19 protein-coding genes are annotated in these 15,434 nt (G+C 70.0%); 12 read left to right on the top strand and 7 right to left on the bottom strand.

The genetic code is table 11. The features are described 5' to 3' along the window. Window positions 1-48: 48 nt before the first annotated feature. Both E1295_RS14040 and E1295_RS14035 read right to left on the bottom strand, forming a co-directional pair. Window positions 49-1,395 (bottom strand): hypothetical protein, encoded by a 1,347-nt coding sequence (locus tag E1295_RS14040; RefSeq protein WP_132630703.1) that lies wholly within the window; start codon window positions 1,393-1,395, stop codon window positions 49-51. 92 nt (window positions 1,396-1,487) lie between these two features. Then, entirely contained in the window at window positions 1,488-1,778 is a 291-nt protein-coding gene (locus tag E1295_RS14035; protein ID WP_132630702.1) for a hypothetical protein, read from the bottom strand. A gap of 82 nt (window positions 1,779-1,860) precedes the next feature. Between E1295_RS14035 and E1295_RS14030 the strand changes: the two genes are divergently transcribed. The 4 genes from E1295_RS14030 to E1295_RS14015 all read left to right on the top strand — a co-directional run bounded on the left by E1295_RS14030 (window position 1,861) and on the right by E1295_RS14015 (window position 5,918). Further along, window positions 1,861-2,130 (top strand): GntR family transcriptional regulator, encoded by a 270-nt coding sequence (locus E1295_RS14030; protein ID WP_132630701.1) that lies wholly within the window; start codon window positions 1,861-1,863, stop codon window positions 2,128-2,130. Window positions 2,131-2,259: 129 nt separating this feature from the next. After that, a complete protein-coding gene (locus E1295_RS14025; protein WP_132630700.1) occupies window positions 2,260-4,065 on the top strand; it encodes a flavin-containing monooxygenase in 1,806 nt (601 codons plus the stop codon). 63 nt (window positions 4,066-4,128) lie between these two features. Beyond that, on the top strand, window positions 4,129-5,286 hold the full coding sequence (locus E1295_RS14020; RefSeq protein ID WP_246080031.1) for a sensor histidine kinase: 1,158 nt from the start codon (window positions 4,129-4,131) through the stop codon (window positions 5,284-5,286). After that, window positions 5,277-5,918, top strand: coding sequence for a response regulator transcription factor (locus tag E1295_RS14015; protein ID WP_166427217.1), 642 nt, complete (start codon window positions 5,277-5,279; stop codon window positions 5,916-5,918). Before E1295_RS14020 ends, E1295_RS14015 begins: the two co-directional genes overlap by 10 nt. On the opposite strand, the gene E1295_RS14010 is transcribed toward E1295_RS14015, so the two are convergent. Continuing rightward, window positions 5,919-6,350, bottom strand: a complete 432-nt coding sequence (locus E1295_RS14010; RefSeq protein WP_132630699.1) for a VOC family protein — start codon at window positions 6,348-6,350, stop codon at window positions 5,919-5,921. Window positions 6,351-6,381: 31 nt separating this feature from the next. Here E1295_RS14010 and E1295_RS14005 point away from each other — a divergent pair, with 31 nt between their 5' ends. The 4 genes from E1295_RS14005 to E1295_RS13990 all read left to right on the top strand — a co-directional run bounded on the left by E1295_RS14005 (window position 6,382) and on the right by E1295_RS13990 (window position 9,302). Beyond that, a complete protein-coding gene (locus E1295_RS14005; protein WP_166427216.1) occupies window positions 6,382-7,179 on the top strand; it encodes an MBL fold metallo-hydrolase in 798 nt (265 codons plus the stop codon). A gap of 80 nt (window positions 7,180-7,259) precedes the next feature. Next, a complete protein-coding gene (locus E1295_RS14000; RefSeq protein ID WP_132630697.1) occupies window positions 7,260-7,832 on the top strand; it encodes a PadR family transcriptional regulator in 573 nt (190 codons plus the stop codon). 109 nt (window positions 7,833-7,941) lie between these two features. After that, on the top strand, window positions 7,942-8,319 hold the full coding sequence (locus E1295_RS13995) for an SgcJ/EcaC family oxidoreductase (protein WP_132630696.1): 378 nt from the start codon (window positions 7,942-7,944) through the stop codon (window positions 8,317-8,319). Window positions 8,320-8,342: 23 nt separating this feature from the next. Continuing rightward, entirely contained in the window at window positions 8,343-9,302 is a 960-nt protein-coding gene (locus E1295_RS13990) for a GNAT family N-acetyltransferase (RefSeq protein ID WP_132630695.1), read from the top strand. Here the strand turns inward: E1295_RS13990 and E1295_RS13985 are convergent. After that, the gene (locus E1295_RS13985) at window positions 9,299-10,678 is read right to left on the bottom strand and encodes a sensor histidine kinase (protein WP_132630694.1); all 1,380 of its coding nucleotides are present in this window, start codon (window positions 10,676-10,678) and stop codon (window positions 9,299-9,301) included. The genes E1295_RS13990 and E1295_RS13985 overlap by 4 nt on opposite strands. Beyond that, window positions 10,675-11,346 carry a response regulator transcription factor gene (locus tag E1295_RS13980; RefSeq protein WP_132630693.1) on the bottom strand — a complete coding sequence of 224 codons (672 nt, stop codon included), beginning with the start codon at window positions 11,344-11,346 and terminating at the stop codon, window positions 10,675-10,677. The genes E1295_RS13985 and E1295_RS13980 overlap by 4 nt, the downstream gene beginning before the upstream one ends. Before the next feature lie 124 nt (window positions 11,347-11,470). On the opposite strand from E1295_RS13980, the gene E1295_RS13975 reads away from it, so the two are divergent. Then, window positions 11,471-11,944 carry a hypothetical protein gene (locus E1295_RS13975; RefSeq protein WP_132630692.1) on the top strand — a complete coding sequence of 158 codons (474 nt, stop codon included), beginning with the start codon at window positions 11,471-11,473 and terminating at the stop codon, window positions 11,942-11,944. Between the two features lie 255 nt (window positions 11,945-12,199). Here the strand turns inward: E1295_RS13975 and E1295_RS13970 are convergent, their stop codons facing one another. Beyond that, the gene (locus tag E1295_RS13970) at window positions 12,200-12,700 is read right to left on the bottom strand and encodes a YtxH domain-containing protein (RefSeq protein WP_132630691.1); all 501 of its coding nucleotides are present in this window, start codon (window positions 12,698-12,700) and stop codon (window positions 12,200-12,202) included. A gap of 159 nt (window positions 12,701-12,859) precedes the next feature. On the opposite strand from E1295_RS13970, the gene E1295_RS13965 reads away from it, so the two are divergent. Then, window positions 12,860-13,399 carry a peptidylprolyl isomerase gene (locus E1295_RS13965; RefSeq protein WP_132630690.1) on the top strand — a complete coding sequence of 180 codons (540 nt, stop codon included), beginning with the start codon at window positions 12,860-12,862 and terminating at the stop codon, window positions 13,397-13,399. 111 nt (window positions 13,400-13,510) lie between these two features. After that, on the top strand, window positions 13,511-14,377 hold the full coding sequence (locus tag E1295_RS13960; RefSeq protein ID WP_166427215.1) for a rhomboid family intramembrane serine protease: 867 nt from the start codon (window positions 13,511-13,513) through the stop codon (window positions 14,375-14,377). A gap of 35 nt (window positions 14,378-14,412) precedes the next feature. On the opposite strand, the gene E1295_RS13955 is transcribed toward E1295_RS13960, so the two are convergent. After that, window positions 14,413-14,658 carry a cell division protein CrgA gene (locus E1295_RS13955; protein WP_132590961.1) on the bottom strand — a complete coding sequence of 82 codons (246 nt, stop codon included), beginning with the start codon at window positions 14,656-14,658 and terminating at the stop codon, window positions 14,413-14,415. A 157-nt stretch (window positions 14,659-14,815) separates the two neighbouring features. Between E1295_RS13955 and E1295_RS13950 the strand changes: the two genes are divergently transcribed. Continuing rightward, window positions 14,816-15,433, top strand: a complete 618-nt coding sequence (locus tag E1295_RS13950) for a class E sortase (RefSeq protein WP_132630689.1) — start codon at window positions 14,816-14,818, stop codon at window positions 15,431-15,433. The last annotated feature ends 1 nt before the right edge of the window (window position 15,434 follow it).

Genomic DNA, 15,434 nt, shown 5'->3' with positions numbered 1-15,434 from the left:
ACGCCTGAACGCGACCGGCGTGAACGTCCCGCGACAGGCGAGAACGTGTCACGCCTGCACGCGGCCGGCGGGCTCCGGTTCGGTGGTGGCGGGCTCCTGGCGCGACGGTGAGCGGGCGCCGAGGGTGAGCCCCACGGCCAGGCACACCAGCGGGATCGCCGGGATCACATACCTGATGTCATAGGCGGCGAGGAAGGGCGGCGAGGCGATCAGCGCGAGCGCCGCGACCCCGGGCAGCAGCGCGTCCCACCGCCGCCGCACCAGCGCCGCGACCAGTGCCCCGCCGAGGGCCAGCACGAGCAGCGGGAAGGGCGTGTACCCGAACCGCTGGTACGCCCGCAGCCACCCGGCGACCGGCTCCACCACCCGCGTCGCGGCCGGACCCGCTTCGTATGACTCGGCGACGTCCCGCACCGACTCGTTGATCGGCTTCTCCGACGTCGGCAGCTTGTAGGGCGTCTTCTCGTCGACGGCCGTACGCTCCCAGCGCAGCAGCTCCGTCAGGTCGGTCGCGACCGCGGCGAGATAGTCGCCGGGCTGGGCCAGGATCGCCATCCTGGCGAACTCGCCGGCGAGCTGGTTGCGGTTGGCCGTGCCCGGCACCTTGAGCAGCGGCGAGAAGTCCTCCCAGAGCCAGTGCGGCGGGTAGGGCCGCTGCTCCACCGGCATGCGGGGGCAGAGCACGGCCAGCCGTTCCGGAGGCTTGATCACGTCGCAGTCGGCGAAGCTCATGGTCCGCGACCACAGGAAGTTGCCGTCGGCCTCGGTCAGCCCGAACTTGCCCTTCTCCACCTTGGTCCACGTCGCGTACGCGCCCAGCGGGATCGCGCCGGCGACCAGCAGCGCCAGCAGCGGGCGCCAGCCGTACCGGCGGATCAGCAGGTAGGCGGCGACCAGGATGAGCAGCGGCAGCCCGACGGTCCTGGTGATGCCGGCCAGGCCGAGCAGCAGCCCGCCGACGGCGGCCGTGGTGGGGGTGACGCGCCAGACGACGAGCACGACGGCGGCGGTGACCAGCACGATGAAGATCGCGTCCGCCATGATCATGTGCTCGAGCAGCAGCATGAACTCGTCGTACAGCAGCGGTGTGACCAGCAGCGCGGCGCCCCAGCCCGGCAGGCCGCGCCGCCGCAGCAGCGCATAGACGGCCACGGCGAGCCCCAGCACCAGCAGGTGCTGCAGCACGGTGACGAGGGTCAGGCTGTGTGCGGGGCGGAGCAGGGCGAGGAGCAGCGAATATCCGGACGGCCGGGTGGTGCCGGGGGCCAGTTCCTCGCGCATGAACGCGAACGAGTCGCCGTAGAACAGCAGCGCAGGAGGGTACCCGAGCATGGCGAGCACGCGGAGCCCGATCGCGGGCAGCATGGCGACGACCAGTGCGCGATGAGCTGACATGAATCGGCTTCCTCGTGAGTCGGGGCCCCCACAATAGTGCGTGTTCCGGTCACCGGTCGGGGCCCCGGGATCACTCCGACCGGCACTCCTGGCTACACACGCCTGCGGGTGCCGGCGAGAGTCTTGACGAGGGTCGGCTCGCGCTTGCTCGGAAACGAGATGTCGTAGACCGCAATGTCGCCGTAGTGACCATCGCCCACATTTTCATCCAGCCAGTCGTAGGCGTCGTTGACGTCGATCGTCAGGTATAGGTCCCGGACGTCGGCCGATCCGGCCTTGAACACGTGAGCCACGAATGCGAGCGAGTAGAGATGTTCGAGGACGGTGAGGCTTTGACCTTCGAATTTGAGTGTGACCTGGGGTGAAGCTGGCTGTCGATTCATAGGATTCACGGTAGACCTCTATAGACCTATGTGGAAGATAGAAGGTGACATCGAAGGTCTCAAGCCTTCTACTGTTGATCACATGGCGAAGGACGATCTCGGGCAAGAGCTTCCTGAAGTGGACCCATCGGGCCAGGAGCTGGTCTACATGGCGGTCGCCAACCACATCGCGGGGCAGATCGAGCGCGGTGAACGCGCTGTCGGCTCTCGCCTCCCGAGCGAGCTGGACCTGTCGAACATGTGGGGTGTGGCTCGGATGACCACTCGCCGCGCGATTCGGGAACTGAGCGAGCGCGGACTGGTCCGAGCCGTGCACGGCAAGGGAACCTTCGTCACGCGGCCGGACTCCTGATCTTCGCGGTGAACCCGGCGTAAGCAGTCGACCTTCCTTGCCGGGGCTATTTCCGAATGTCATTCTGGAATTGGTGCCCCAGCGCTTCAGCGCTCCAGCGTCCTGGACCCTCGTCGTCGCGGAGGATGCATGACCGATCACCCGATCATCGACAAGGAAGCGCTTCGCCTGAAATATCGGGAAGAGCGTGACAAGCGGCTGCGTCCTGACGGCAATGACCAGTACCTCCGCCTCACCGGCCGCTTCGCGCACTACCTCGACGACCCCTACACCCCGGTCACCGAGCGCCCGCCTAAGTCCGACCACGTGACGGTCGCCGTCATCGGTGGCGGCTTCGCCGGGCTCCTCACCGGCGCGCGGCTGAAGGAGGCCGGCGTCGAGGACGTGCGCATCGTCGAGAAGGGCGGCGACTTCGGCGGCACGTGGTACTGGAACCGCTACCCGGGCGCGCAGTGCGACACGGCCTCGTACGTCTACATGCCGCTGCTCGAGGAGACCGGGCACATGCCGACGGAGAAGTACGCCCACGCGCCCGAGATCCTCGATCACTGCCGCCGCATCGGCGAACACTTCGGCCTGTACGACAACGCCCTGCTCCACACCGAGGTCACGGACCTCGTATGGGACGGGTCCCGCTCCCGCTGGCGCGTCAGCACGAACCGGGGCGACCACTTCACCGCCCGGTTCGTCACCATGGGCATCGGCCCGCTGCACGTGCCCAAACTCCCCGGCATCCCGGGCATCCAGACGTTCCGCGGGCACGCGTTCCACACCAGCCGCTGGGACTACGCCTACACCGGCGGCGACCCGTCGGGCGCGCCCCTCGACCGGCTGGCCGACAAGCGCGTGGCCGTCATCGGCACCGGCGCGACGGCCGTACAGTGCGTGCCGCACCTCGCGCGGGCCTGCGAGGAGCTGTACGTCTTCCAGCGCACCCCCTCGTCGGTCGACGTGCGGGACAACCGGCCGACCGACCCGGAATGGTTCGCCCAGGTCGCGACCCCTGGCTGGCAGCAGCGCTGGCTGGAGAACTTCACCGCCAACCAGACCGGCGCACTGGCCGACGAGGACCTGGTCATGGACGGCTGGACCGATCTGGCCCGCCGCGTGCGCTTGCGCATCCGGGCGCTCCCGGCCGGGGATCGTACGACGGAGAACATGCTGGCCGCCTTCGAGGACTCCGACTTCGAGAAGATGGAGGAGATCCGGGCCCGGGTCGACGCCGTCGTCACCGACAAGGAGACCGCGCGCAAGCTGAAGGCGTGGTACCGCCAGCTCTGCAAACGCCCGTGCTTCCACGACGAATACCTGCAGGCGTTCAACCTCCCCGGCACCCACCTGGTCGACACCGACGGCAAGGGCGTGGAACGCATCACCGAGAAGGGCGTCGTGGCCGCGGGCAGGGAGTACGTCGTCGACTGCGTCATCTACGCCTCCGGCTTCGAGGTCGGCACCGACTACACCCGCCGCGCCGGCTACGAGGTGACCGGACGCGACGGGGTCAAGTTGTCGGACCACTGGGCGCAGGGCATGCGCACGCTGCACGGCATCCACGCGCACGGCTTCCCCAATGTCTTCCTCGTCCAGCCGACGCAGGGCGCGAACCTCATCTCCAACATCCCGCACAACCTCACGGAGGCGGGCAGGACCATCGCGCTCACCGTGCGGCACGCCCTCGACCACGGCTACGGCGAGATCGAGGTCACCAAGGAGGCCGAGGACGCCTGGATCGAGCTGCTGCTGTCGGGCGGCGGCGGGATCCTGGGCTCACCCGACTGCACGCCGGGCTACTACAACAACGAGGGCCAGGGCCTCGGCCTGCGCAGCTGGCTCAACGTCGGCTATCCGCACGGGGCCACGGCGTTCTTCGCCTACATCGACCGCTGGCGCACGTCGGGCGCGTTCGAGGGGCTGGAGTTCCAGTACGGCGCGTAGAGACGCCGGAAAGGTACACCCTGGACTACTGCCCTGCCCCGCGCCCCTGGTTACGGTCGTAAGGTGCTCAACCGGACCGCGCTGGAGGCGCTGACCAGGCGCCCGCTGCCCTTCCTCAGGTCGTCGTGGCCGTGGCGGAGCGTGGCGTACCTGATGGGCGGCGCCGTCCCCGGCGCGGCCTTCGCGCTGGCCGCCGTCGCCGCGGCGTTCATCGAGCCGCCGCGGGGCTTTCTCGTGGGGGCGGCGGTCGTGGCGGTGGCCGTGCTGCCCGTCGCGTGGTTCGAGCCGCGCCGGCTGCGGCTGGTCGATGACGTGCCCCTTCCCGAGGCGCGAGACCGGCGCGGGCGTGAGCTCGGGCTCGCCGTCCTGACGTTGCTCGCGATGTGGTGGATCGACCTGCTCATGGTGCTGTTCACCGTGGTGGGCCCGGTGCTGCTCATCCTCACCCCGGCCGTCCAGCCGGACGTGATGCCCGCCGTCGGGGTCGCGGTCAGCGTGGCGGGCGTGCTGCTGCTGCCCGTGGCCGCGTACACGGTCACCGCCTGGGCCGGCGCGCGCGGGGCGATGGCGCGGGCGGTCCTCGTGCCGCAGGGGCCGGAGCTGAACGAGGTGCGCAGGTCCCGGGCCCGGCTGGTGGACGCGTTCGAGATGGAACGCCGCAGGATCGAGCGGGACCTGCACGACGGCGCCCAGCAGCGGCTGGTGTCCCTGTCGATGGCACTCGGCCTGGCCAGGCTGGACCTGCCCGAGGACTCGCCCACGGGACGGCTGATCGGGCAGGCCCACGACGAGGCCAAGCAGGCGCTGGCCGAGCTGCGCGAGCTGATCAGAGGCGTGCACTCGCAGGTGCTCACCGACCGGGGCCTGGCCGCGGCCGTACGCGACGTCGCGGGACGCTCGCCGGTGCCGGTGGACGTCGACGTCGAGTTGCCCGGACGGCTGCCCACCGCCGTGGAGGTCACCGCCTACTACGTCGTCACCGAGGCCCTCACGAACCTCGCCAAGCACGCCCGCGCGACCAGGGGCTCCGTCACCGGCCGGGCGGAACGCGGCACGCTGGTCGTCGAGGTGCGCGACGACGGCGTGGGCGGCGCCGACCCCGCCCAGGGGACGGGGCTGACCGGCCTGGCCGACCGGCTGGCCGTCGTGGAAGGAAGACTGTCGGTGTCCAGCCCGGCAGGGGGTCCGACCCTGGTACGAGTGGAGATCCCGTGCGCATAGTGATCGCCGAGGACGCCGTCCTGCTCAGGGAGGGCCTGGTCGGGCTGCTCGAACGCTTCGGCCACACCGTGGTCGCGGGGGTCGGCGACGCGCCCGCGCTGGAGTCCGCCGTCGCCGAGCACCGCCCCGACGCCGTGGTCACCGACGTACGCATGCCGCCCGGCTTCAGCGACGAAGGGCTGCGCGCCGCCCTGCGCCTGCGCCGCCTTCGCCCCGACCTCGCGGTGCTGGTGCTCAGCCAGTACGTCGAGCAGACGTACGCCACCGAGCTGCTCGAGTCGGGCGGCGGCGCGGGCGTGGGCTACCTGCTGAAGGACCGCGTCGGCGACGTACGCGAGTTCGCCGACGCCCTGGTCCGGGTGGCCGCGGGCGGCACGGTCGTCGACCCCGAGGTGGTGCGGCAACTGCTGAGGCGGCGGCGCGACCCTCTGGGCAGGCTCACCTCGCGCGAACTGGAGGTGCTCGGCCTGATCGCCGAAGGGCGCTCCAACGCCTCGATCGCGAAGGAGCTGGTCGTCACCGACGCGGCCGTGGCCAAGCACATCGCCAACATCTTCGCCAAGCTCGACCTGCCGCCGGCCGCCGACGGTCACCGCAGGGTGCTGGCGGTGCTGGCGTACCTGCGGGGCTGATCAGGTGATGCAGAGCTCGTTGCCCTCGGGGTCGGCGACGGTGATCCACCAGTTGGGGCCCTGGCGGCCGCGGTGCAGCACCTTCGCGCCCCTGGCGGTCAGCCGCTCGACGACCGGCTCGATGTTGTCGGCCCCCACGCGAACGTCGAGGTGCACCCGGTTCTTGACCGTCTTGGCCTCGGGCACGAGCTGGAACAGCACGCGCGGCGCACGTTCGAGCCCGTCGGGATGCCTGATGGCCGCGCCCGCCTTCCACACCAGCGCGCCGTTGTGCGTGGTGGTGTCGTCCTCGGTGGCGTGACCCTTCTCGATCATGGCGTGGATGAACGCCTCGTTCGAGGGCTCCACCTGCCAGCCGAGCGCGTCGGCCCACCAGTCGGCGAGGGGATGCGGGTCGACCGTGTCGACGACGACTTGGAAGTCATATGCCATGAGTCCAATGCTAAAAGTAGGGTTCGTGGGCATGAATGAGCAGTGGCAGGAAGTGGGGGACCGGGTCTACGTCCGGCGCCACCGGTCGTACGACATGAACGTGGGTCTGGTCGTGGGTGACGGGCACTGCCTGGTGCTCGACACCCGTACGTCCTATCGGGAGGCGGCGGACCTGATCGACGCGATCAGGAGGATCACCGCGGTCCCGTGGACGATCGTCAACAGCCACTCCCACTTCGACCACTGCTTCGGCAACGCGCTCTTCCGCCCCGCCGAGATCTGGGGCCACGTCAGGTGCGGGGAGGAACTGGAGCTGTACGGCGAGCGGCAGCGGGCCGGCGTCATCAGGAACTCGCCGGAGCTGCGCGACGAGCTGGAGGAGCTCACCATCGTGCCCCCGGACCAGACGTTCAGCACGGCGGCCGAGCTCGACATCGGCGGTCGCATGGTGCACCTGCGGCATTTCGGGCTCGGGCACAGCAGCAACGACGTCGTCGTACAGGTTCCCGACGCCGGGGTGGTGTTCGCCGGTGACCTGGTGGAGGAGGGGGCGCCTCCGGCGTTCAGCGACTCGTACCCGCTCGACTGGCCGGCGACCGTGGGGAAGATGCTGGAGGAGATGCCCGAGCCGGTGGTCGTGCCGGGGCACGGCGCGGTGGTCGACCGGGCGTACGCGCTGGCGCAGCGCGAGGAGCTGGCCCTGGTGGCGGAGCTGGCCGAACGGGCCCACGTGGAGGGGCTGCGCGACCTGATCAAGAGTTTCCCCTATCCGGAGGACGTGACCAGGCAGGCGATCGACCGCGCCTTCATGCAGCTCGACGCGGCCTGAAGGGGTCTGAGGGGGTCCGGGCCTCGACAGCGGCGAAGTCGTCGCGCTATATTGCATTTTGCAATATGGAGGGAGGCGGCATGGCGCGACGGCACGACCTGGTGGGCCTCACCGTGCTGGCCATGCTCACGGTGCGCGCCGCTCACCCGTACGAGCTGCACCGGTTCATCGTCGACACGCACAAGGACTTCATCACCGGCCTGCCGCGCAGCCTCTACCACGCCGTCGAGCGGCTGGCGAAGGAGGAGCTGATCGTGCCCGCGGGCACCGGCCGCGAGGGCCGCAGGCCGGAGCGCACGGTCTACGAGATCACCGACGAGGGCCGCGAGGAGCTGGCCACCCGGCTGCGCAGGCTGCTGGAGACGCCCGACCCCAACCGGCTCACGTTCGTCGCGGCCGTCTCCCTCATGGGCTGCCTCCCGCTGGCGGACGCGCAGCGCGCGCTGCGCAGCCGCGGCGCCGCGATCGAGGGCATCCTGGCCGGCCTGGACGCCCACATGCGCGCGCTCGACGCCGGCGGCCTGCCGCGCGTCCTCATGCTCGAGATCGAGTACGAGCAGGCGCTCCACACCGCCGAGCTCGCCTGGATCACCGGGCTGCTCGACCGCCTCGACAAAGGGGAGCTCGACTGGTCCCCCACGATCGAGATGTGAAAGGCCGCCGGAGTGCGCCAACACCCCGGCGGCCGTAAATCCGAACAAGGCGCCTGCCCTGCCGAACTCGCATGCACAGGATAGGCGCCGCAACCGAAGGAGCAGTGCCATGTCCGCAGAAGTCACCCACCTGCTCGCCCGCATGACGGAGACCTGGAACGCCGGTGACGCGACCGCGTACGCCGAGCTGTTCACCCAGGACGCCGAGTACATCACGTTCTTCGGCCTGCACCTGCGCGGCAGGCAGGCCATCGAGGACACGCACAGGGAGCTGTTCAAGACCCCGATCAAGCTCGAGCCCGACGGCGAGCAGCCGGTCGTCAAGGCGCTCTCCGGCGATGTCGCCCTGGTGATCTCGGGCGGCGGCTCCACCGTGGACGGCCAGGCCGACCCGAGCCGCACCTCCATCATCACCCTCACCGCCCTGCGCACCCCCGAGGGCTGGCGCTTCGCCTCGTTCCAGAACACCCGGGTACGGCAACCATGAAGAGGCTCACCTAGGCTTCCCGCATGCAATGGGGACCGCTGACACGGGAGGACGCCCGGCCCTTGGCCGAGCTCTGGGCCGCCATCGAGGCCGAGGACATGACCGGCGCCGTCTACGGCACCGACGACGTGGCGGAGCGGCTCGGCTCCCGCCTGCTCGACATGACCGAGGGCACGCTGGCGGCCAGGGACGGCGACCGGATCGTCGCCTTCGGCTGCCTCCCGGCCCGTCAGTCCGCCGGCGAGACGCACCTGATGCATCTGTGGGGCGGCGTGCACCCGGCCCACCGCAGGCGGGGGCTCGGCCGGCGGGTCATCGACTGGAGCCTGCGCGCGGCGCCCAAGGTGAGCGCGAAGCCCTATCCCGGGTTGCCCGTGGAGGTCACGTTCGACGTCTTCGACGACCTGCCGGGCACCCGGGTGCTCGCGGAGGGCGCCGGCTTCACGGCCGCACGCCATTTCGCCCGCATGGAGCGGTCCCTGACCGGCGACCTGCCCCCGGTGCGCCCGCCCGCGGGCGTGTCGATCGCCACCTGGTCGCCCGAGCTCGACGACGGCGTACGCCACGTGCGCAACGCGGCGTTCCGCGACCACTGGGGCAGCGTGCCGCACACCCCCGAGAGCTGGCGGCACTCCATCACCGGCTCCCGCAACTTCGTCCCCGAGGCCACGTTCGTCGCCCTGGCGGGTGAGCAGCCGGTCGGCGCGCTGGTCACCCACTTCTTCGACCGGAAGGCCGCGCTCACCGGGGATCGCCAGGCCTGGATCCAGATCGTCGCCACGCTGAAGGAATGGCGCGGCAGAGGCGTGGCGAGCACGCTGATCGCCCATGCCCTGTCCGCATTCGCCGAGCAGGGCTACACCAGCACCGGGCTCGGCGTCGACGCCCACAACCCCACCGGAGCGGTCAGCGTCTACACCGGGTCGGGCTTCGCCGTCACGAGACGCTGCACCAGCTACCTCCGCGCCCTCCCCGCGGGTTAGCCAGGGGTCCGGGGGAATCTGGCGATGAACCCGGCGTCTTCGTACACCAGGGTGCCGTCGTGCAGCGCGGCGATGTCACGGGCGATCGAAAGCCCCAGCCCCGCCCCTCCCGCGTCACGGGCGCGGGCCTCGTCCAGCCGGGTGAACCGGTCGAAGACCGCCTCCCGGTGCTCCGGCGGGATGCCGGGCCCGTCGTCGGCCACCTCCAGCACCGCGTGCTCGCCCTCGACGCGCACTCCCACCCGCACGGTCGAGGCCGCGTGCCGGACGGCGTTGTCGACCAGGTTGGTCACCAGACGGTCGAGATGCGCGCGTGAGCCCTTCATCACCACGTCGGGCTCGACGTCGAGCTCCACCCGCACGTCGGGCCGCCGCCTGACCCGCAGCGACTCCTCCGCCGCCACCTGCCCCAGATCCAGCTCCACCGTACGCGGCGGCTCACCCGCGTCCAGCTTGGCCAGCATGAGCAGGTCGGCGGCCAGCGACTGCAGGCGTTCCACGTCGGCCAGCGCCTCCTGGGTGAGTTCGCTGCGCTCGGCCAGCTCCAGCCGGGCGCGCAGGGTGGCGATCGGGCTGCGCAGCTCGTGCGCCGCGTCGGCGACGAACCTCTTGTGCGTGCCGACCGCCGTCTCCAGCCGGTCGAGCGTCGCGTTCACGGTGGTGGCCAGCGCGGCGATCTCGTCTTTGGAACCGGGTACGGGCACCCGCTGGTGCAGGTCGCGCGCCGTGATGTCGGACACCTTCGCCCTGATCGCGGCCACGGGGGCCAGCGCGCGGCCCACCGAGAACCACGTCATCCCGGCCACCACGGCCAGCACGGCGGGCACACCGGGCACCAGGGCGGCGTACAGCGTGTTCAGGGCGTCCTCGGCGCTCGCCAGGCTGACCCGGGACCACAACATCGCGGGGCCGGCCTCGGTCGTCACCTCGACGCCGGCGATGGCGTACCGGCCGGGCTCGGCCCATTCGCCGGTCGCGGCGGGAGCGGGCTCCGCCTTGGTCAGCATGACGTCCGGGTCGGCGATCCTGGCCACCGCGCCGTCGCTGCCGTAGATCAGCTCTCTCGCCCCCTTCGCGGGCGCCCGCTGCACCTCGCGCGGTTCGGCCTTGCGCGCGGGGCGGAACTCGCCCAGCTGCGCGGGCACCACGGACACGGTCCGCGCGTACGGCATCGCCTCCACGATCTTCCTGACCGCCGCGGCGTCGGCGCTGCGCTCCAGGCTGCCCCGCAACATCGCCACCAGCCCCAGGGCGACGGCGCCGAGCGCGAGCGCCACCACGAGCGTCGCCGCCGCGGTCGCCCGCAGCCGTACGGACGACCAGCCCGACGACCTGGGCGACGACCGCCTCACCCACGACGTCCTCAGCCGTTTCATGCCGCCTCCAACCGGTATCCGGCTCCGCGTACCGTTATGAGCGTCGTCCTGCCGAACGGCACGTCGATCTTGCGGCGCAGAGCGCTGATGTAGACCTCGACGATGTTCGGGTCGCCGTCGTAGGCGAAGTCCCACGCCTGGGCCAGCAGCTCGCTCTTGGACACCACCTCGCCGGCCCGCCGCGCCAGCGCGTGCAGCACCGCGAACTCCTTCGGCGTCAGCGAGATCTCCGACTCTCCCCGGTGGCAGCGCAGCCCGGCCGGGTCGATCACCAGGTCGCCCACGCTGATCGACACGGGCCGCTCCCGCCCGCCCCGCCGTACGAGCGCGCGCAGCCTGGCCAGCAGCACCACGTAGTTGAACGGCTTGGCCAGGTAGTCGTCGGCGCCGTTGTCGAGCGCCTCCGCCTCGTCGTAGATGCCGTCCTTGGCGGTGAGCATCATGATCGGCGTCCAGTCGCCCGCCTCGCGAAGCTTGGAGCAGACGGCGTAGCCGTTCATCCTGGGCAACATCACGTCGAGCACGATCACGTCGTACGTGTTCTCGGTGGCCATCCAGAGCCCGTCGCGCCCGTCGTGCGCCACGTCCACCGCGAAGCCCTCACCGGCCAGGCCGCCTTTCACCAGGTCGGCCAGCCGCTCTTCGTCCTCCACCAGTAACACTCGCACACGCACCAGGGTGCCGCAGCGTACCTAAAGCCAACCTGAAGATCGTTTCGGGCGTCTTCAGGGTCGCTTCAGGTACGCGCGAGCAGGCTCGGGGGCGTTCACTCGTCACCGAGTAAGGAGAATCATGTTCAAGCGACGTCTCGCGGTCCTCGCCGCGGTGGCCACCCTGGCCGTGACCGGGCTGGCCGGCTCGGCCCTGGCAGACGAGCCCGTCCGTCCCACCGCCGGCACGAAGGTGATCTGCAAGACCAGCGACGGCAGGACCATCGAGATCGTCAGGGCCCGGTCCATGGAGGGGGTCAAGCCGGCTCGCCCCGACGGCGAGATCAGGAAGACCAAGCCCATGAAGGGATTCGAGGCGACTCGCCCCGACGGCGAGATCAGGAAGGCCAAGCCTGCGGAGACGGTGGTGCTCCGGGAAGGCGACCCGGCCGCGGAGGTGAAGGCTCTGCCGCTGCCCGCGGAGAAGGCAGAAGCACTCACGCGGGTCGAGGAGGGGGACGCGGTGCGGTCGCCCGCCGAGCCGGGAACGGTCCGCGACCACGCCGACAAGGGCTGGGCCAAGACCCTCAAGATCCAGTGCGAGAAGGCCGAGTGAACGGCTCGCTCCGCTGACGACGGTCGCGAACCCGCGCGGAGGCCCCGGCTCGTGGCCGGGGCCCCGCGTGTGGAGCCTTGACCCGTCACACCAGGCCGACCTGCTACGTGCCGTCCGAGTCGCGCCGGCCCATGCCCCTTCGGCCGGGACATGTCACGTACACGTCCCAATGCGAGGGCTGCACGGCCCGGCGATCGGGGCCCCGCACAACGGAAGCGCGCCCCTTGTCGACAGGGGGCGCGCTTCCCAGCGAACTCAGGGCATCTTGCGAGCTGCCTCGTCCGCCTTGTCGGAGGCCTTCGCGGCCATCCGGTCCGCCGACTCCGCGGCCGTGTTCGCATTCTCGTTGACCCAGCGTGACGCATCGGAAGCGGAGTCCTTCATGTGCTCGGTCCACTGCTGGGCGTTGCGGCGGTAGAACATGTAGCCGATCGATCCCACCGCGAGGCCGGTCAGCAGCATGAGCATCGGCCACCGCCGGGAGCGTTCTGGCTTGGGATCGATCCTCCTGGCCGCCGTGGTCAGCATGTGGCTGACCTTGGGGGCGAGTTGTTCCTCGACACCGTGTGCCGCGGACTCCAGCCGCGGCGCCGCCCAGTAGCGGGCGTCCTCGATGCGCCGGGCGGTGACCACTTTGGCCTGGTCCGCCATCGGCGCCATACGGTGGCCGGTTGCGACGGCCTGGGCCTTCATCCGGCCCATCCACGTGGCGGGAACCTCCATGACCACGCGGCGTTTTCTCATTGTCAGGGACACGACAACCTCCCCTGTCGTTGGGTGCCCGAGCCTGACCTTCCCTGGACAAGAGGGCTCAATCATGGCCGTCCGTGGGAGGATGGCCGGGGCTGGGCCGTACCGGCTCCGTCCTGAGAACCTGAAAAACCGACCCTGTACATAGAGGGAGGCAGCTGTCTCGTGGCTGAGAAGCTGATCGCTAACCTGAACACCAACCACGGCACCATTAAAATAGAGCTTTTTCCCAATAAGGCCCCGAAGACGGTGCGAAACTTCGTCGAGCTCGCGGAGGGCACGCGCGAGTGGACCCACCCGGGCACCGGCGAGAAGGGCACCGGCCCCTTCTACGACGGCACGATCTTCCACCGGGTGATCTCCGGCTTCATGATCCAGGGCGGTGACCCGCTGGGCCAGGGCGTCGGCGGCCCCGGCTACGAGTTCGACGACGAGATCCACCCCGAGCTGCTTTTCGACCGCCCCTACCTGCTGGCCATGGCCAACGCGGGCATCCGCTTCGGCAAGGGCACCAACGGCTCGCAGTTCTTCGTCACGGTCGGCGCGCCGCTGCGGCACCTCAACGGCAAGCACACCATCTTCGGCGAGGTCGTCGAGGGCCGGGAGGTCGTCGACGCCATCTCGAAGACCCGCACCGGCGCCGCCGATCGCCCCGTGAAGGACGTCGTCCTGGAGTCGGTCACCATCGACCGCGTTCCTGCCTGACCTCCGCGCGACAGCACGCTCCGGCGCTGCGGGGCCGTCCAGCGGCGGCCTCGCCGGAGCGCGGGCGTTCGCGGTCACGCGGCATCCCCGCGCAAGCCATAGGCTTCGGTCATGACCAGCCAGCCGCCGAGCCCGCCCCCGCAGCCCGAGCAGCCCGCTGAGGCGGTGCCCACCTGCTACCGGCACCCCGACAAGGAGACCTGGGTACGCTGCCAGCGGTGCGAGCGTCCCATCTGCCCCGACTGCATGCGTGACGCGGCGGTCGGCTTCCAGTGCCCCGAATGCGTGGCCGAGGGCAACAAGGGCCTCCGCCAGGCCAGATCCACCTTCGGCGGCGCCATCGTCCGCACGCCGATCGTGACCTACACGATCCTGGTCATCAACGTCGTGGTCTTCGGCGTGCAATATGTCGCGGGCAACGCGATCACCAGCGAGCTGGCCATGTGGCCCGCCGGCGTCGCCCTGCTCGACCAATATCACCGGCTGCTCACCGCCGCGTTCGTGCACGGCGGCGTGTTCCACATCCTGTTCAACTGCTGGGCGCTCTATGTCATCGGCCCCTACCTGGAGCGCGCCTTCGGGCACACCCGCTTCACCGCCCTCTACCTGATCAGCGCGCTCGGCGGCTCGGCGCTCGGCCTCTGGGTCGACCCGCTCAACCAGCCCACGGTCGGCGCGTCCGGAGCCATCTTCGGCCTGTTCGGAGCGGTGTTCGTGGTGGGCCGCAAGCTCAGCATGGACGTGCGCGGCATCGCCGTGCTCATCGTGATCAACCTGGTGATCACCTTCGTCTTCCCCAACATCAGCTGGACAGGACACATCGGCGGGCTGATCACGGGTTCACTGCTGGCGGGGGCGCTGGCCTACGCCCCCAAGAACAACAGGACCCTGTGGCAGATGCTGGCGATCGGCGGAGCGCTGATCGTGCTGGCGGCGCTCATCCTGGTCAGGGTGTCGGCCATCCTGGCCCTGGCCTGAGCTTCCCCAGGCTGTGGAAAAGGCTGTGGAAAGAACTAACGCCAGCGGGTGGAAAGCACCACACCGAAGATGATGAAAACAAACCCGATCAGCAGATTCCAGTTCTGGAGGTCGCCGATGAAGGGCGTCGTCGGAGCGACGTAATAAACGGCGATCCACAGGATGCCGATGATCCACGCCGTGACCATGGTGGGCGCCAGCCAGCGGGGGCTGACCTTGACCTGCTGGGACCTCTGCGGCGGGGTGTAAACCGCCTTCTTGCGAGCCTTCGACTTGGGCACTGGGTAACTCCTGCTGAGGGCCTGGGCTTCCGGATCGTCCACAGGCCTTTCGGTAAGCGTAGTTCAAGCACAGTAGTGCGAGCGTGCCAAGGATAGTCGCCACGCGCACGACATGGCGATCCCCGGAGCCCGCATCGTCCAGGAATACCCTGATCGCATGCGGGCCATGCTCCGGGCCGTGGGGGAGACGAGCATCACCGCGGGCCTCATCCTCATGCTGTTCTGCGCCTACCTGCTCTGGGGCACCGGCGCCTACACCCAGCAGCAGCAACTGCTGCTCCAGCGCGAGCTGGCGGCCGACAGGGCGGCACAGGAGCGCCTGAGCGCGGTCGAACCCGGCCAGGCCCTCGCCGTGCTGCGCATCCCCGCTCTGGGCCGCGACTACGAGTACGCCATCGTCGAAGGCGTCGGCACCGCCCACCTGAAACGCGGCCCGGGCCACTACCCCGACAGCGCCCTCCCCGGCCAGGTCGGCAACTTCGTGCTGTCGGGACACCGCACGACGTACGCGGCCCCGTTCAACGAGATCGACGAGCTCGAACGCGACGACGAGATCATCGTGGAGACCCGCGAGGCCCGCTACACCTACCGGGTCACCTCCCAGGACATCGTCCGGCCCGACGAGGTGGACGTGCTCGCCCCCGTGCCCGGCAAGCCCGACATCCGCCCCGTACGCGCCTTCATCACCCTGACCACCTGCCACCCCGAATACTCGGCCGCCGAGCGCCTCATCGTGTACGGCGTGCTAAAGGAGAGCGAACCGCGAGAGGAGTGAC

The organism is Nonomuraea mesophila (genome assembly GCF_004352805.1).
Classification (GTDB): domain Bacteria; phylum Actinomycetota; class Actinomycetes; order Streptosporangiales; family Streptosporangiaceae; genus Nonomuraea; species Nonomuraea longispora.
The sequence above is the reverse complement of the archived record's forward strand: the minus strand, read 5'-3'. Positions and strand labels throughout refer to the sequence as shown.

What these genes read in the sequence shown, in the direction of transcription:
- E1295_RS14040 (WP_132630703.1), bottom strand. Translation starts at nt 1,395, where the DNA reads ATGTCAGCTCATCGCGCACTGGTCGTCGCCATGCTGCCCGCGATCGGG.
- E1295_RS14035 (WP_132630702.1), bottom strand. Translation starts at nt 1,778, where the DNA reads ATGAATCGACAGCCAGCTTCACCCCAGGTCACACTCAAATTCGAAGGT.
- E1295_RS14030 (WP_132630701.1), top strand. Translation starts at nt 1,861, where the DNA reads ATGGCGAAGGACGATCTCGGGCAAGAGCTTCCTGAAGTGGACCCATCG.
- E1295_RS14025 (WP_132630700.1), top strand. Translation starts at nt 2,260, where the DNA reads ATGACCGATCACCCGATCATCGACAAGGAAGCGCTTCGCCTGAAATAT.
- E1295_RS14010 (WP_132630699.1), bottom strand. Translation starts at nt 6,350, where the DNA reads ATGGCATATGACTTCCAAGTCGTCGTCGACACGGTCGACCCGCATCCC.
- E1295_RS14005 (WP_166427216.1), top strand. Translation starts at nt 6,382, where the DNA reads ATGAATGAGCAGTGGCAGGAAGTGGGGGACCGGGTCTACGTCCGGCGC.
- E1295_RS14000 (WP_132630697.1), top strand. Translation starts at nt 7,260, where the DNA reads ATGGCGCGACGGCACGACCTGGTGGGCCTCACCGTGCTGGCCATGCTC.
- E1295_RS13995 (WP_132630696.1), top strand. Translation starts at nt 7,942, where the DNA reads ATGTCCGCAGAAGTCACCCACCTGCTCGCCCGCATGACGGAGACCTGG.
- E1295_RS13990 (WP_132630695.1), top strand. Translation starts at nt 8,343, where the DNA reads ATGCAATGGGGACCGCTGACACGGGAGGACGCCCGGCCCTTGGCCGAG.
- E1295_RS13985 (WP_132630694.1), bottom strand. Translation starts at nt 10,678, where the DNA reads ATGAAACGGCTGAGGACGTCGTGGGTGAGGCGGTCGTCGCCCAGGTCG.
- E1295_RS13975 (WP_132630692.1), top strand. Translation starts at nt 11,471, where the DNA reads ATGTTCAAGCGACGTCTCGCGGTCCTCGCCGCGGTGGCCACCCTGGCC.
- E1295_RS13960 (WP_166427215.1), top strand. Translation starts at nt 13,511, where the DNA reads ATGACCAGCCAGCCGCCGAGCCCGCCCCCGCAGCCCGAGCAGCCCGCT.
- E1295_RS13950 (WP_132630689.1), top strand. Translation starts at nt 14,816, where the DNA reads ATGCGGGCCATGCTCCGGGCCGTGGGGGAGACGAGCATCACCGCGGGC.